Source organism: Pseudomonas frederiksbergensis (genome assembly GCF_900105495.1).
Classification (GTDB): Bacteria; Pseudomonadota; Gammaproteobacteria; order Pseudomonadales; family Pseudomonadaceae; genus Aquipseudomonas; species Aquipseudomonas frederiksbergensis.
Window position 1 is genome coordinate 2,813,627 of sequence record NZ_FNTF01000002.1, and the last position, 14,398, is coordinate 2,828,024.

Annotated in this window: 13 protein-coding genes; 9 read left to right on the forward strand and 4 right to left on the reverse strand. The window is 57.6% G+C overall.

Translation table 11 applies throughout. The annotated features are described in order from the left end of the window. Positions 1 to 7: 7 nt before the first annotated feature. From BLW70_RS13190 to BLW70_RS13230, 9 genes are all read left to right on the forward strand, one after another. A complete protein-coding gene (locus BLW70_RS13190; protein ID WP_074874580.1) occupies positions 8 to 2,245 on the forward strand; it encodes a chemotaxis protein CheA in 2,238 nt (745 codons plus the stop codon). A gap of 49 nt (positions 2,246 to 2,294) precedes the next feature. Continuing rightward, positions 2,295 to 3,425 carry a protein-glutamate methylesterase/protein-glutamine glutaminase gene (locus tag BLW70_RS13195; RefSeq protein WP_074874582.1) on the forward strand — a complete coding sequence of 377 codons (1,131 nt, stop codon included), beginning with the start codon at positions 2,295 to 2,297 and terminating at the stop codon, positions 3,423 to 3,425. Then, on the forward strand, positions 3,425 to 4,165 hold the full coding sequence (locus BLW70_RS13200) for a flagellar motor protein (protein ID WP_074874584.1): 741 nt from the start codon (positions 3,425 to 3,427) through the stop codon (positions 4,163 to 4,165). The genes BLW70_RS13195 and BLW70_RS13200 overlap by 1 nt, the downstream gene beginning before the upstream one ends. 15 nt (positions 4,166 to 4,180) lie before the next feature. Continuing rightward, positions 4,181 to 5,071, forward strand: coding sequence for a flagellar motor protein MotD (motD, locus tag BLW70_RS13205; RefSeq protein WP_074874586.1), 891 nt, complete (start codon positions 4,181 to 4,183; stop codon positions 5,069 to 5,071). Between the two features lie 42 nt (positions 5,072 to 5,113). Further along, positions 5,114 to 5,902, forward strand: coding sequence for a ParA family protein (locus BLW70_RS13210; protein WP_074874587.1), 789 nt, complete (start codon positions 5,114 to 5,116; stop codon positions 5,900 to 5,902). Between the two features lie 28 nt (positions 5,903 to 5,930). After that, a complete protein-coding gene (locus tag BLW70_RS13215) occupies positions 5,931 to 6,803 on the forward strand; it encodes a CheW domain-containing protein (RefSeq protein WP_074874588.1) in 873 nt (290 codons plus the stop codon). A gap of 88 nt (positions 6,804 to 6,891) precedes the next feature. Continuing rightward, the gene (locus BLW70_RS13220) at positions 6,892 to 7,377 is read left to right on the forward strand and encodes a chemotaxis protein CheW (RefSeq protein ID WP_008155806.1); all 486 of its coding nucleotides are present in this window, start codon (positions 6,892 to 6,894) and stop codon (positions 7,375 to 7,377) included. After that, positions 7,378 to 7,770 carry a DUF2802 domain-containing protein gene (locus BLW70_RS13225; protein ID WP_074874590.1) on the forward strand — a complete coding sequence of 131 codons (393 nt, stop codon included), beginning with the start codon at positions 7,378 to 7,380 and terminating at the stop codon, positions 7,768 to 7,770. A gap of 269 nt (positions 7,771 to 8,039) precedes the next feature. Then, complete coding sequence (locus tag BLW70_RS13230) at positions 8,040 to 9,686, forward strand: hypothetical protein (RefSeq protein WP_074874591.1); 1,647 nt, start codon at positions 8,040 to 8,042, stop codon at positions 9,684 to 9,686. A gap of 89 nt (positions 9,687 to 9,775) precedes the next feature. Here the strand turns inward: BLW70_RS13230 and BLW70_RS13235 are convergent, their stop codons facing one another. From BLW70_RS13235 to fliK, 4 genes are all read right to left on the reverse strand, one after another. Continuing rightward, the gene (locus BLW70_RS13235; RefSeq protein WP_074874593.1) at positions 9,776 to 10,423 is read right to left on the reverse strand and encodes a hypothetical protein; all 648 of its coding nucleotides are present in this window, start codon (positions 10,421 to 10,423) and stop codon (positions 9,776 to 9,778) included. A gap of 49 nt (positions 10,424 to 10,472) precedes the next feature. After that, positions 10,473 to 12,197 carry a hypothetical protein gene (locus tag BLW70_RS13240; protein ID WP_074874594.1) on the reverse strand — a complete coding sequence of 575 codons (1,725 nt, stop codon included), beginning with the start codon at positions 12,195 to 12,197 and terminating at the stop codon, positions 10,473 to 10,475. A gap of 146 nt (positions 12,198 to 12,343) precedes the next feature. After that, positions 12,344 to 12,673 (reverse strand): EscU/YscU/HrcU family type III secretion system export apparatus switch protein, encoded by a 330-nt coding sequence (locus BLW70_RS13245; protein WP_074874596.1) that lies wholly within the window; start codon positions 12,671 to 12,673, stop codon positions 12,344 to 12,346. Then, the gene (gene fliK / locus BLW70_RS13250; protein WP_074874597.1) at positions 12,670 to 14,244 is read right to left on the reverse strand and encodes a flagellar hook-length control protein FliK; all 1,575 of its coding nucleotides are present in this window, start codon (positions 14,242 to 14,244) and stop codon (positions 12,670 to 12,672) included. Before fliK ends, BLW70_RS13245 begins: the two co-directional genes overlap by 4 nt. Between the last annotated feature and the right edge of the window lie 154 nt (positions 14,245 to 14,398).

Below are 14,398 nucleotides of genomic sequence, written 5' to 3' on the forward strand. Positions count from 1 at the left end.
CCTACACATGAGCTTCGGCGCCGATGAAGAGATCCTTCAGGATTTCCTGGTTGAGGCCGGCGAGATTCTAGAGCAACTGTCCGAACAGCTGGTCGAGCTTGAAAGCCGACCTGATGATGCGGACTTGCTCAATGCAATTTTTCGCGGTTTTCACACTGTAAAAGGAGGCGCCGGCTTCCTCCAGCTCAACGAGCTGGTGGAGTGCTGTCACATCGCCGAGAACGTGTTCGACATCCTGCGCAAGGGTGAGCGTCGCGTCGACTCGGAACTGATGGACGTGGTTCTCGAAGCGCTGGATGCGGTGAACGGCATGTTCACCGAAGTCCGCGAGCGCAGCCCGATCACGGCTGCCACACCAGAATTGCTGGCGGCACTGGCCCGTTTGGCCGAGCCGAAAACCGCCGATGAAACGGCACCGGTCGCCGACGTGGTGGAAGAACCTGCCGCCGAGAGCGAGTCGGGTGACATCACCGATAACGAATTCGAACAACTGCTGGACTCGCTGAACGCCGTCAAGGCTCAGGCAGAAGCCCCGGCAGTTGTGCCAGCGCCGAGCAGCAATGCAGCGGGCAGCGACGAAATCACCGATGCCGAGTTCGAGTCGTTGCTCGATCAACTGCACGGTAAAGGCCAGTTCGCGGTCGATGCGGTAGCCTCGGCGCCAGCCGCACCGGTTGCCCCGAAAGCGCCAGGCGACAGCTCCGATATCACCGACGACGAGTTCGAAGCACTGCTCGATCAACTGCACGGCAAGGGCAACTTTGCCGTTGATGCGCTGGAGTCGGCCATTGCTGCGGTCCCGGCCCCGGCTGCGCCTACCGCAAAAGCGGCTGGCGGCGATCTGATCTCCGATCACGAGTTCGAATCGCTGCTCGACGAATTGCACGGCAAAGGCAAGTTCACTGAAGTCGGCACTGGCGCCGCTGTTTCGGCACCTGTCACCAAGGCTCCTGCCGCTGCAGCGAAACCTGTCGCCAAAGCGCCCGAGCCTAAAGCCGAAGCGCCGAAGCCTGCTGCTACCCCGGCCCCGGCTCGTGCCGCGTCTGCGCCGCCAGCGGAAAAACCGGCCAGCGAAGCCGAGACCACCGTGCGCGTCGATACCGCACGTCTCGACGAAATCATGAACATGGTCGGCGAGTTGGTACTGGTGCGTAACCGTTTGGTCCGTCTGGGCCTCAACAGCGGCGACGAAGCCATGTCCAAGGCCGTGTCGAACCTCGACGTGGTCACGGCCGACCTGCAAACCGCGGTCATGAAGACCCGGATGCAACCGATCAAAAAGGTCTTCGGGCGCTTCCCACGTCTGGTTCGCGACCTGGCTCGCCAGCTCAAGAAAGAGATCAACCTGGAACTGGTCGGCGAAGAAACCGACCTCGACAAGAACCTCGTCGAGGCCCTGGCCGACCCGCTGGTCCACTTGGTGCGCAACTCGGTCGACCACGGTATTGAAGAGCCGGCCGAGCGTGAAGCGATGGGCAAGCCGCGCAGCGGCAAGGTGATCCTGTCCGCTGAACAGGAAGGCGACCACATCCTGCTGTCGATCTCCGATGACGGCAAGGGCATGGACGCCGACGTTCTGCGCGGCATTGCCGTGAAGAAAGGCCTGATGGACAAGGATGCGGCGGATCGCCTCAGCGAATCCGATTGCTTCAACCTGATCTTCGCGCCGGGCTTCTCGACCAAGACCGAAATTTCCGATGTCTCCGGACGCGGCGTGGGCATGGACGTGGTGAAAACCAAAATCGCCCAGCTCAACGGCACCATCAATATCTACTCGACCAAGGGCAAGGGCTCGAAGATCGTCATCAAGGTCCCGTTGACCCTGGCGATCATGCCGACGCTGATGGTCATGCTGGGCAACCAGGCGTTTGCGTTCCCGCTGGTGAACGTCAACGAGATCTTCCACCTCGACCTGTCGCGCACCAACGTGGTGGACGGCCAGGAAGTGGTGATCGTGCGGGACAAGGCGCTGCCATTGTTCTACCTCAAACGCTGGTTGGTCAGTTCCGCCGCTCACGAAGAGCAGCGCGAAGGCCATGTGGTGATCCTTTCGGTGGGCACTCAGCGGATCGGCTTCGTCGTCGATCAACTGGTGGGCCAGGAAGAAGTGGTCATCAAGCCATTGGGCAAAATGCTCCAGGGAACCCCGGGCATGTCCGGCGCCACCATCACCGGTGACGGCCGCATTGCGCTGATTCTCGATGTTCCGAGCATGCTCAAGCGTTACGCCGCACGGCGTATTTGATTCTGGTGGGGCGGGGCGACTGAGCCTCGCTCCGCCTAACGGAGTGTTTATGGCAGTTAAAGTCCTGGTGGTGGACGATTCGGGGTTTTTCCGCCGCCGCGTCTCGGAAATTCTTTCAGCGGATCCGAATATCCAGGTCGTCGGCACGGCGACCAACGGAAAAGAGGCGATTGATCAGGCGCTGGCCCTCAAGCCAGACGTGATCACCATGGACTACGAGATGCCGATGATGGATGGCATCACGGCAGTGCGGCACATCATGCAGCGCTGCCCGACCCCGGTGTTGATGTTCTCCTCGCTGACCCACGAAGGCGCTCGGGTAACCCTCGATGCGCTGGACGCTGGCGCGGTGGATTTCCTGCCGAAGAATTTCGAAGACATCTCCCGCAACCCGGAGAAGGTCAAGCAACTGCTGTGCGAAAAGATTCTCAGCATCTCGCGCAGTAACCGTCGCGCCAACACCTACAGCGCTCCGGCACCTGTAGCCGCACCCGCCCCGACGCCTGCACCTTCGAGCGTCAGCAGCTACGGCAGCAGCGCGCCTGCGCGTCCGGCACCGGCGCCGATTCCGGCGCGTACCCCTGCGCCAGCCTCGTCGTCGCCAGCGCCGAAACGCAAAGCCTACAAACTGGTCGCCATCGGCACGTCCACTGGCGGCCCGGTTGCCTTGCAGCGGGTGCTGACCCAGTTGCCGGCCAATTTCCCCGCACCGATCGTATTGATCCAGCACATGCCGGCGGCCTTTACCAAGGCTTTCGCCGAGCGTCTGGACAAGCTCTGCCGCATCAGCGTCAAGGAAGCCGAGGATGGCGACATCCTGCGTCCGGGCCTGGCGTTGCTGGCGCCGGGTGGCAAGCAAATGATGATCGACGGCCGTGGCGCGGTGAAAATCCTGCCGGGCGACGAACGCCTGAACTACAAGCCGTGCGTGGACATCACCTTCGGTTCCGCGGCCAAGTCTTACGGTGACAAAGTTCTGGCGGTCGTATTGACCGGCATGGGCGCCGATGGTCGTGAAGGCGCACGTCTGCTCAAACAGGGCGGCAGTGCAATCTGGGCGCAGGATGAAGCCAGCTGCGTGATCTACGGCATGCCGATGGCCATCGTCAAAGCCGAACTCGCCGACGCGGTGTACAGCCTGGACGATATTGGCAAGCATTTGGTCGAGGCTTGTATCTGATGGATGTTTTAAGCCTCATCGGGATCATCATGGCGTTCGTCGCCATCATTGGCGGCAACTACCTTGAAGGCGGCCACCTCGGCGCCCTGGCCAACGGCCCGGCGGCGTTGATCGTTATCGGCGGAACCGTCGGTGCGGCGCTGCTGCAGTCACCGATGAGCGCCTTCAAACGCGCCATGCAGATTCTGGCCTGGATCCTGTTTCCACCTCGCGTAGACCTCGCCGGTGGCGTCGATCGCGTCGTCAACTGGAGCCTGACCGCACGCAAGGAAGGCCTGCTGGGTCTGGAAGGGGTGGCCGACGCCGAACCTGACAACTACTCGCGCAAAGGCCTGCAACTGCTGGTGGACGGCGCGGAGCCGGAAGCGATTCGCAGCATTCTGGAAGTGGATTTCTACACCCAGGAAAGCCGCGACATCGAAGCCGCCAAAGTCTTCGAAAGCATGGGCGGCTACGCGCCGACCATCGGCATCATCGGTGCGGTGATGGGCCTGATCCACGTCATGGGCAACCTGGCCGATCCCTCGCAACTGGGTAGCGGCATTGCCGTGGCCTTCGTCGCGACCATCTATGGCGTGGCCAGTGCCAACCTGGTGCTGCTGCCGATTGCCGCCAAACTCAAGGCTGTTGCTTTGCGGCAGTCGCGTTATCGCGAAATGTTGTTGGAAGGCATTCTGTCGATCGCCGAAGGTGAAAACCCTCGCTCTATTGAGTTGAAGCTTCAAGGCTTCATGGATTGATGGGGGTAATGGACTATGGCTCGTCGTCGGCAACCTGAAGAACATGTAAACCATGAACGCTGGCTGGTTTCATACGCCGACTTCATTACGTTGCTGTTCGCTTTCTTCGTGGTGATGTACTCGATCTCTTCGATCAACGAAGGCAAGTACAAGGTTATTTCCGAAGCGTTGATCGGGGTCTTTACCGACTCCGACCGCGCCCTCAAGCCGATCCCGATCGGTGACGAGCGACCGCAGACCGTGACCCCGGCCAAGCCGCTGGTTAAAGACGCCGAGCAGGTCGACGCCGGAATCGCGGGTGCCAGCGATCCGCTCAAAAGCATCGCCGATGACATCAGCGCGGCGTTCGGCGACCTGATCAGCTCCAACCAGATGACCATTCGCGGCAACGAGTTGTGGGTCGAGATCGAACTCAATTCCAGCCTGTTGTTCGGCAGCGGTGACGCCATGCCCAGCGACATCGCGTTCAACATCATCGACAAGGTTGCGGCGATTCTGAAACCGTTCGACAACCCGATTCACGTCGAAGGGTTCACTGACGATCAACCGATCCGCACCGCGCAATACCCGACCAACTGGGAGCTGTCCTCGGCCCGTTCGGCGAGCATCGTGCGCATGCTGGCGATGCAGGGTGTGAACCCCGGTCGCCTGGCGTCGGTGGGTTACGGCGAGTTCCAGCCAGTAGCCAACAACGCCACTGCCGAGGGGCGGGCGCGTAACCGTCGCGTGGTGCTGGTGGTGTCACGAAATCTTGATGTGCGCCGCAGCCTCACGGGTACCGGAACGGCCAATGCGAAACCGGATGCCGCGTTGAAGCGTGCTGGCACACAAACTGCACCGACCCCGGTCAAGTCGCCGGGACGAGAGAGTGCCGTCAATTCTCCGTCACCCGCATTAATACGTTGAGCTATTTCTCGGTCGGCATTTCGACCGGGAGGAACAATCCGAATGAGAGTCTGGGCCGTTGCCAATCAAAAGGGTGGTGTTGGTAAAACCACTTCCTCTATCGCTTTAGCCGGTTTACTGGCCGAGGCGGGCAAGCGCGTGGTCGTGGTCGATCTCGACCCCCACGGCTCCATGACCAGCTACTTCGGTTACGACCCCGACAGTCTGGAACACAGCAGCTACGACCTGTTCCTGCACAAGGGCAGTGTGCCGCAAGGTTTGCCCGGTCAGTTGCTGTTGCCCACCAGCCACGAAAGTATTTCCCTGCTGCCATCAAGCACCGCACTCGCTACCCTCGAGCGCCAGTCGCCGGGACAGAGCGGCTTGGGCCTGGTGATTGCCAAGAGCCTGGCGCAACTTTGGCAGGACTTCGATTACGCCGTGATCGACAGCCCGCCGTTGCTTGGCGTGCTGATGGTCAATGCCTTGGCGGCGAGCCAGCAATTGGTCATTCCGGTGCAGACTGAACACCTGGCGGTCAAAGGCCTGGAACGCATGGTCAATACCCTGGCGATGATCAACCGTTCGCGTAAACAGGCGCTGCCGTTCAGCATCGTGCCGACCCTGTTCGACCGCCGCACGCAGGCTTCTCTCAGCACGCTGCGAGTATTGCGCGACAAGTACCCGGAAGAAATCTGGCAGGGCTACATCCCGGTCGATACCCGCTTGCGCGACGCCAGCCGTGCCGGCGTGACGCCTTCGCAGTTCGACGGCAAGAGCCGTGGGGTGCTGGCTTATCGCGCGTTGCTCAAGCATTTGCTGGCCGCACAACTTGTCCCGACGGTGGCCTGATGAACACAGCTCCTACGGTGGTGCGCGCATGAACCGGCCGGTGAAGGTCACCTCGCGCCCGCAACTGGCTCTCCAGTCTTATCTGGACAGCTTGCTGATGGAGGCGACTGAAGAGTTGCCGCTGGAAGTCGAAGCACTGGTTGAAGTCATTGAGGTTGTCGAAGCGGTCGAAGTTGAAGCGGCGCTGGACGAGTTCCAGGCAGCGGTTCTTGAAGAGCAGGCTCGCGATGCGCAGAAACCCGCCGTGGTTGCGGCGTCGGTGGCGAAAGCACCGGTAGCCGTGATCGAAACACCAGCGCCGCTTCTCGCGCCGGTCTCGACCATCGCACCGCTGCTGCAAGCCTTGGTGCCACCGGTGGTCGAAGTCCACCGGCCACCGAGCAATACGCCGCCACCCGTGGAAACCGATGGTCGCCCGTCCTGGGCTGCCGAGCCGTTCGAATGCCTGTTGTTCGACGTCGCCGGGCTGACCCTGGCGGTGCCGCTGGTGTGTCTGGGTTCGATTTATTCGTTGGCCGGCCACGAGCTGACACCGCTGTTCGGTCAGCCGGAATGGTTCCTCGGGATCCTGCCGAGCCAGGCCGGCAACCTGAAAGTATTGGACACCGCGCGTTGGGTCATGCCCGACCGTTACCGCGACGATTTCCGTCAGGGCCTGCAATACGTTATTTCGGTTCAGGGCTACGAATGGGGGCTGGCGGTGCATCAGGTCAGCCGCTCGTTGCGCCTGGACCCGAACGAAATCAAATGGAGAAGTCACCGAGGTCAGCGGCCATGGCTCGCCGGCACGGTGATTGAGCACATGTGTGCGCTGCTGGACGTTTCCGCCCTGGCCGAGTTGATCGCCAGCGGCGGGGCAAAGCACATGAGCGGCAGCAAGCCGCTACACAAACCGACATAGCTGCCGACATAACAAGTATGCGACGGCATTGTTGAATGCCGCCTACAGAACACACACCGCCAGAAGCGGTTTTTCGAGGGGTCAGGGTATGAGTAATCAAGCGACGAATGCAAAAGGTTCTGAAGATCCGATCCTGCAATGGGTAACCTTCAAACTGGACAATGAAACCTACGGCATCAACGTGATGCGCGTTCAGGAAGTCCTGCGTTACACCGAGATCGCCCCGGTCCCGGGTGCCCCGAGCTACGTGCTGGGCATCATCAACCTGCGCGGCAACGTGGTCACCGTGATCGACACCCGCCAGCGCTTCGGCCTGATGAATGCCGAGATCAGCGACAACACCCGAATCGTCATCATCGAAGCCGACAAGCAAGTGGTCGGGATCATGGTCGATAGCGTGGCCGAAGTGGTTTACCTGCGTCAGTCGGAAATCGAGACCGCGCCGAACGTCGGTAACGAAGAATCCGCCAAGTTCATTCAGGGCGTGTGCAACAAGAACAACGAATTGCTGATCCTGGTCGAGCTGGACAAGATGATGAGCGAAGAAGAATGGTCGGACCTGGAGAACATCTGATTGATTCTTGAGGTTGCGGTCATTGTCCTGTTCCTCTTTTGGGCAGGCACGCTGGCGATGTTTCTGGCGTACATACGAGGCCAACGACTGATCGCTGCGCAACAGGCCCAGGGCGATGCGCTGCGCGATCAGCGCATCAAGGACCTGGCCCGGCGTGTCGAGGACTACCAAAGCGGCAATGTGCGCATGGGTGAAGACCTGCACGAACTGCGCGCGGTGGTTGGCCCGTTGCCGGACAAACTGGCTCAACTGGAACAGCGCGATCCGTCGAGCCTGTCGTTTGCCCAGGCGGCAAAACTGGTCGGTATGGGTGCGAGCGTCGATGAACTGACTCAGTCCTGCGGCTTGACCCAGGCTGAGGCGGAGTTGATGAGTAAGTTGCACAAGAACTGAGAAGATCAAAAGATCGCAGCCTCGTTGCACTCGACAGCTCCTACATTGGGATGGTGTACACCCTGTAGGAGCTGTCGAGTGCAACGAGGCTGCGATCTTTTTTGTATTTGATGCAGACTTAAACTCCTCCCATCGGTTCACTAAATAATCAAGCAACGTCAGATCATCCAGAGCGCCGTTCGTCGAGACTGTTATTTCTGACAGTAGAAAAGCGTGCTTGGGGCAGCAGAGACTTGAGATTAATTTCTCTCTCAAGCGGAACTGTCCAGATGAGAACTTTGATTATTTTGATATTTTGTTGCGTTACACATGTTCAAGCCATGTCCGGACAGGCGCTGATCACGGATTTGAACGCCAAATACAACAGTAATGTAGTGCAGTGCTCAAATGCTACGCCCGCTTATCATTGCTCCGGTGTTCTCTTGCGGGCAGTGGATTACAGTACGTTTTTCAAGTTTTGGGATTATGGCTCGAAGGCGACGACATTAGGGTCGGTGGCGTTTACCTATATTCGCTCTGACATAGGCAGTACTTCGCTTAATGGCGGTAGAAAATCGGGTTTTATCCTGAAAGATCAGACTTCGGCCCTGGCAGTAGGCAAAGCGCTGAACCTGCGTTGTATTTTCCCCTTTCCAACCGAATCACTTGATGTGCGAGCAGATCACGGATGCGGGTTCGCACCTAAGGTTGAGCAAGCGAGCGCGGACCTTGCCAATTGTGCAAAGTTGGCAGTTCCCGCAACAACGGCGGCGGCCTGGTTGAAAAACTTCAAGGAACACAGTTCTCTGCCAAAGAATCAGTGCTCTCTAAGTACGGTTGTCGCGGCTCAGTTCAAAGCCAGTCTTGAGGCGCACAAACTTGTGGACGCTGCCTGGACGGCCAAGCCCACTGAGGTTCTGGTTCAGACGTGGGATGAGAGCAAACCTGAAAATCTTCCTGTAGAAGCGGTGTTTTATGATGCGTCTACGCCAGCGAAGTTGGCGGACGCACAAAAATTTCAACGTGAGTACTACCTTGAGACGTCCTTGTATGTGCCTATTGTCAAGATGGATATTGCTGCGGCAGACAAGAATATATTCAGTTTTGATGCGAAAGATCAGAGGTTTGGCCAACTGGTAGCGGAAAGGCTGAATGTTCGATACAACAACCTATCAAATAATTGCAGCGGAAAAGCGGCGTATTATTGCAGTGGTGTAATTGTTCGTACCACTGGTGCGAAACCTTCGTATCACTCCTGGAACCCAAGCCCTACAGCGATCAATAAGGCAGGAGTGCCATTTTCCTATCTGCGTAGAGATCTAGGGATAACCAATCTGGCTTGGGGTGACCTGCACGGATTTATTTTCAAAGACTTTGCTACTGCCGAACGGTTGGGTACTTATCCAATTAGCGTGCTTTGCTCTTTTCCTACCGATGCGGCGAGTTGGTATCGAGCGGGCGTGGGAGGGTGTGGGGCTCACAGTTCTTATCCGACAAAGAGTCGCTCTTGCCCGGATGAGGGGGTAACTACGCTTGAACAATGGAAAGTGCATTATCGGTCAGTGGCGGGAGGCGGGTACTTTTCAAACAGAAATAAAAACCAATGTGGCTTTACTTCAAGTGTAGAGCAGTTTGCAATCAGCCTTCAGGCACGAGGCCAATTTGAGCCGCCAGCAGAGGAGCGGCAGTATCACAATGAAATAATTCTTTCGCTGTGGCCGCAAGACATTCCAAAAAAACTACCACTGTATGCATTTTTTTATCTGCAGCATCAAGGTGGTGGTGCCGGGGTGACCGGTGCCAAGTATATGCAGCAAGATTATTTCAATATGACAGGTGATCTGCTTCCTGTTATCAGGGTGGATTTGTCAGCAGGTGCTACTTCGGCATTCAGTTATCACGAGGGTGATCAGGTCGTGGAACTGTTTGGAGGTTGATCTCGACGGCTGATTGCATTGTTCGAAATGTAAAGGCACAGAATGCACTTGATCTGCATTCTGTGTCTTTCGCTCTTACCAGAGATTATTCAAAAAGTGATGCGCCGCAAACGAGACAACATCAGGTTATCGTTCGATCCTGAACGGCGAACGCTGTAGTTGATTAATACGGTTTTCCCAGTGTTCTCCTTTATCCAGTTTGCTGGAATATCGAAGGCCATTGATGAGCTGTTCTGAATTGCCTGGCTTTCGGTGTCCCGTATTACCACTCCGTGCCACCTGATCCTGATAGTGTAGCCGGGTGTCATATTCAAAAACTTTACGGTCACCTTCTGCCTGTCAGCGGAAAGTCTGGGTTCGGGGAGGTCGAATACTTGCTCGTCAACATTTAAGGACAGTGATTTCGAAATAATCAGCGGCACATCTGGATTGAGGCGAACGCTGTAGTTGACCGTCACAAGGGAGTCAATTGAATCGATCACTTCAAGTCGAGGGATTTTGAAGTTCAGAAGGCCCGGGGTGCCGACGGTCAATGTCTCGCTATCATATTTATAGCGACCATTTGTCCAGCGTACCCTCACTTCATGTCCATTGAGCATGCCCACGTAATGTGGCACTTGGACATTGACGTGGGTGCTGTTATAGACATCGTTGAAGTTCAAGCGTTTTCCGTCAGCGCCAGAGGCCTCAAGAACCTTGGGTGCGACAAGATTAAATGTTTTCAGCTCAGCGGTCATGTCTTTAACTCCTTTAGAGTTCTAGTGAGTAGTCAATGGGTGACGCGGGTTATAGTTCTACTCTTAATACTTGAGAGAACTGGCTCTGCTCGGCTATACCGGGTCGATTGACGCTGTAATTGATCAACACGGTTTTCCCCTTGTTTTCAGCTATCCAGCTTTCCAAGATTGAAAACTCTGCGGTAACACCAGTTTTCATGTCTTGCCATTGCGTATAACGAGTAGAAACTCCATCCAGGCGGACGCGCGCGTGGTATCCGGTGGCCATTGCCGGATAACGGACAGTGACTGTGGATTGGTCGGAGGTGATTCGTAGCGGGGGCAGGACAAATGCTTGAGCATCAACATCCAGCCGTAGCGGATCAGAACGGTGCAGGGGGCCGCTGGGAAAGGTACGTACCGTGAAACTGACGGGAACAGTACTGCCGATTGAATCCACCACTTCCATGCGGGGAATGAGGAACTCCATTGTGCCGACGGCCGTCACGGTCGTGATCGCGCTGTCATAGATTTTCCGCGCAGATGCCCAGCGGACACGAATGGTCTGCCCCACAGCCATTCCCACATATTGTTGAATTTGAACCGTGACGTGTCTGGCCTCATAGATATCGGACATTTTCAAACGATCGCCTTGTGCGCCATAGGCCTCCAGAACCTTGGGGGGCTTCAGGCTGATCGTGGTTTTGATCATGAAGGATTTAGACTCGGAAACAGGTTTTGCGCCCGCACGTACCACGCGCAGGGTGACACTGACAGAGCTTTGGTCGCTTTCATTGGCCCAGATGATCGGTATCGGAAACTCCAGCGTTCCGCTTCCTGAGTAGGTCTTGGCTGTTGTCTCGCGCTCTATCCGCCCTTGCCAGTGAGCGCTTACGCTGTCGCCAGCGGCCAGCCCGATACCAGAAGCGACAACCTGAACGTTCGAGACGTAAGCAGGATCCAGCACCCCAGCTTGCTCACCTGTTACGGTTGGTGCGGGTATGCGATTCACATTGACGCTGACTTCAGTGGGAATTGCCCAAGGGGCATAGGCATGTGGACGGTTTCCACAGCGGTCGATTACCTGATAAGTGATCAAATGCTTGCCATCACCCGCACGCTTGATCAATTGTTCATCGAACATGATCAGAATCGGATGGTTTTGTGGATCGCTGATTTGTTCAGGTGTGACCGGATAGTGGATCACCTGTTCTTCCTTCCCCCATCGCGCGACGATGCGGTCGAACACGGTGATGTGCTGATAGGGCTCGATACGCATGGCAACACCTTGCTTTGCCATCTCGCCATCGACGCCGTCCTTGATATCTGGAATGAAGGTGTAACGCAGTCCGGGATGACCGAGAGGTTCGGGTTTGTCGAGTTCGCCTCCCGGCAGAGAGCGTTTGACCAGAACGTTGAGTTTGAACGAGTCGGCTTCGTTACCACCGGAGCGTATGACACGATAGAAAACCGGGAACGCGCTTCCATCCATGATTTGACTTGCCGGTACATGAAATAGAAGAGGCTCGGTGAGCTTTTCGGGTGTATCGATAACTTCCGTGTGGATCGGGCTTACGTCGTCATCCCAGAAGAGAGCGCAACTTTGGCCTATCGCGCTGCTAAGCCAGGGATCAACGATAACGAGCAGATCGGTTTTCAGGGCTTCAGCGCCAATGCCGCCGTGGTAACCCTCATCGCCATCCATTGGTGAAACCCATTTGGGAATATGAGGGGCTCCCAGGGCCAGCACACTGCTGTCCGCAGAGTCCTCGTCAGCTTTGACGGTTAAGTTCATCGGAGCGCTCCGTTTGGGGCAGCGCCGGGAGTCGACGCTGTTGGCCCATCTGGCGACAGCGGCGAGTTTCTGCGCAACTGTCATATCTGACAGTCGCGACGAGCGGTAAATAGCGGAGAATAGTCTTGACTCAGGTGTAGTTGGAGTCAGTAATCATCCCCGGGATCAGTAATGTCCTTCTCCACCATCGGCGTATCCGGATCATGCCCTGCCGGGAACTTACCCTTCAGATTCCACGCAAACGCAATAATCTCGGCAATCGTGCGATACAACTCTTCCGGAATACTCTCCCCCAATTCCATCCGCGCCAGCAGTTTCACCAACTCGGGGTTCTCGTAGATCGGCACCTCGCATTCGCGGGCAATCTTCAGGATGGCTTCGGCCAGTGCTTCGTCACCTTTGGCCGTGAGGGTAGGGGCGTGGCTGCCGTCGTATTTGAGGGCGACGGCCTGGCGCGGGGTGTTGGGGTTTTTCATGCGGTTTCGTCGACCCAGCGTTGTTCGAGGCGGGTTTGAGGGCCTTGTGGCGGTGTGCCGAGGTGGCAATCGAGATCGCCGACATTCAGGCCGGACGCCAGCAGTCGTTGGCGCAGTTCGGCCAGATGACTTTCGATCAGGCTGGCGGTGTACGGGCGTTCGGCCCAGAGCTGGCTGGACAGGCTGCCTTTGATCAGTTGTGCCTGAATCTGCAATGGGCCCAAGGGCTCCATGTCGAACGCCAGGTCCACTCGCCACAATTGTTGTTTGGGTTCGCGCTCGTCGCGGCGTTCGTTTTGTTGTTCTTTCTCGGGTGCTTCTTCGCGCTGGAACTTGACCTGCAACGGCACGATGTCCTGCAGATTGCGCATCGGGATTTCCAGTTGCCACGTGCTCATCAACCGACCGTCGTCAGTGACGCCGGTCTGTTCCAGGCTCGACAGTTGATGGCTTTGCAGGCGTGAAACCGCCGCGGCTGCCAAACGCAGCAAGTGCTCGAGGTCGCCTTCGCCGTCCAAGCTTTTGAGCAGGCGCTCGGGCAGCGGGAAGCTGGTTGGCTGCGGTTTGGCGCTGACCTGACCGAGCATGCCGAGGGCACTGCGCACGAAGTTCGGCATGGCCTGGGCCAGGGTGTTGGCGGCAATGATCGCGTTGAGATTGGTGTTGGCCGGCAGGCTTGGGGTCAATTGTGCGATCAGCTTGAGCAGATCACCTTTCATGTCCGCGGCCAGCGCCGGGTTCTGACCGCTGAGCAATTTGGCTTCAAGGAACAGCCCACTATTGGCCAGTGCCTGGGCCAGCCCCTTTGGCGTGCTGAGTTGTTGAACATCGGGCAGGCCGGCGAGCAACTTGTCGACGGCGGCACGAAGGTCACTGGACGTCTGGTTCGAGGGCGGCAGGTTTTGCAGGAGTTTGAGCAGGCCATCCAGCGAGCCTTGACGACTCTGTTGGCTGACCAGTTGTTGGCTCACCGCCAATTGCTCCTGGCGGCTGCTCAACGGCACGAACTTCAATGTCTGGGTGTCCTGCACCAGCGCGCTCAGCAAGGTGCCGATGCGCAGGGGCGTGGGGCTGTCGATGTTCAGGGTGCTGCCGCTCAACGCGGTGTTGAGCAAACTCACCATCGAGCGAAACACCGTCGGCTGGCCCGGCACCTGTGGCAACACCTGAGAGGTCAGCACTTTGCCTTGCAGCAGGGTGCCGACGGGCAGTTGTGTCGTGTCGATACGAGTGAGCGTGGCGACGCTGGAGGCGATGGCCTGTTGCACGGTAACGGCCAGATTACTCGCCGACGGCTGAGTGATCGCCAGGCTGGTGCCCTGAGGCAGTGGTTGGCTGCTGGTGGCCTGGACCGTGGTCTGACGGCCGCTGTCGAGGGTGACCTTGAGCAACAGTTGAAAGGTCTGATCCGCCTGCTTGAGCGACAGCACTTCGGCCTTGGCGGTCTGACCGGCCGTGATCAGGCCCTCCATCGGCGTCAGTAACTTCAGCAGGTCGCCACTCACCACCAGCGGTCGCGAAGTCGCGGGCGTGGTTTGCGGGAGCGGAAGGATGTTCATTTCGCCTGTCATACGCGGTCACAACCTGAGGAAATTGCCCTCTTTAGAGTAGGGCATGGCATGTATAATGCCGCCCCGTTGTATCCGGGGCGCTGAAAACATTTCAAATACTTGATCCAGCTCCTTAGAACGGGCCGCCAATGCATTTATCCTGCATATCTTTAAC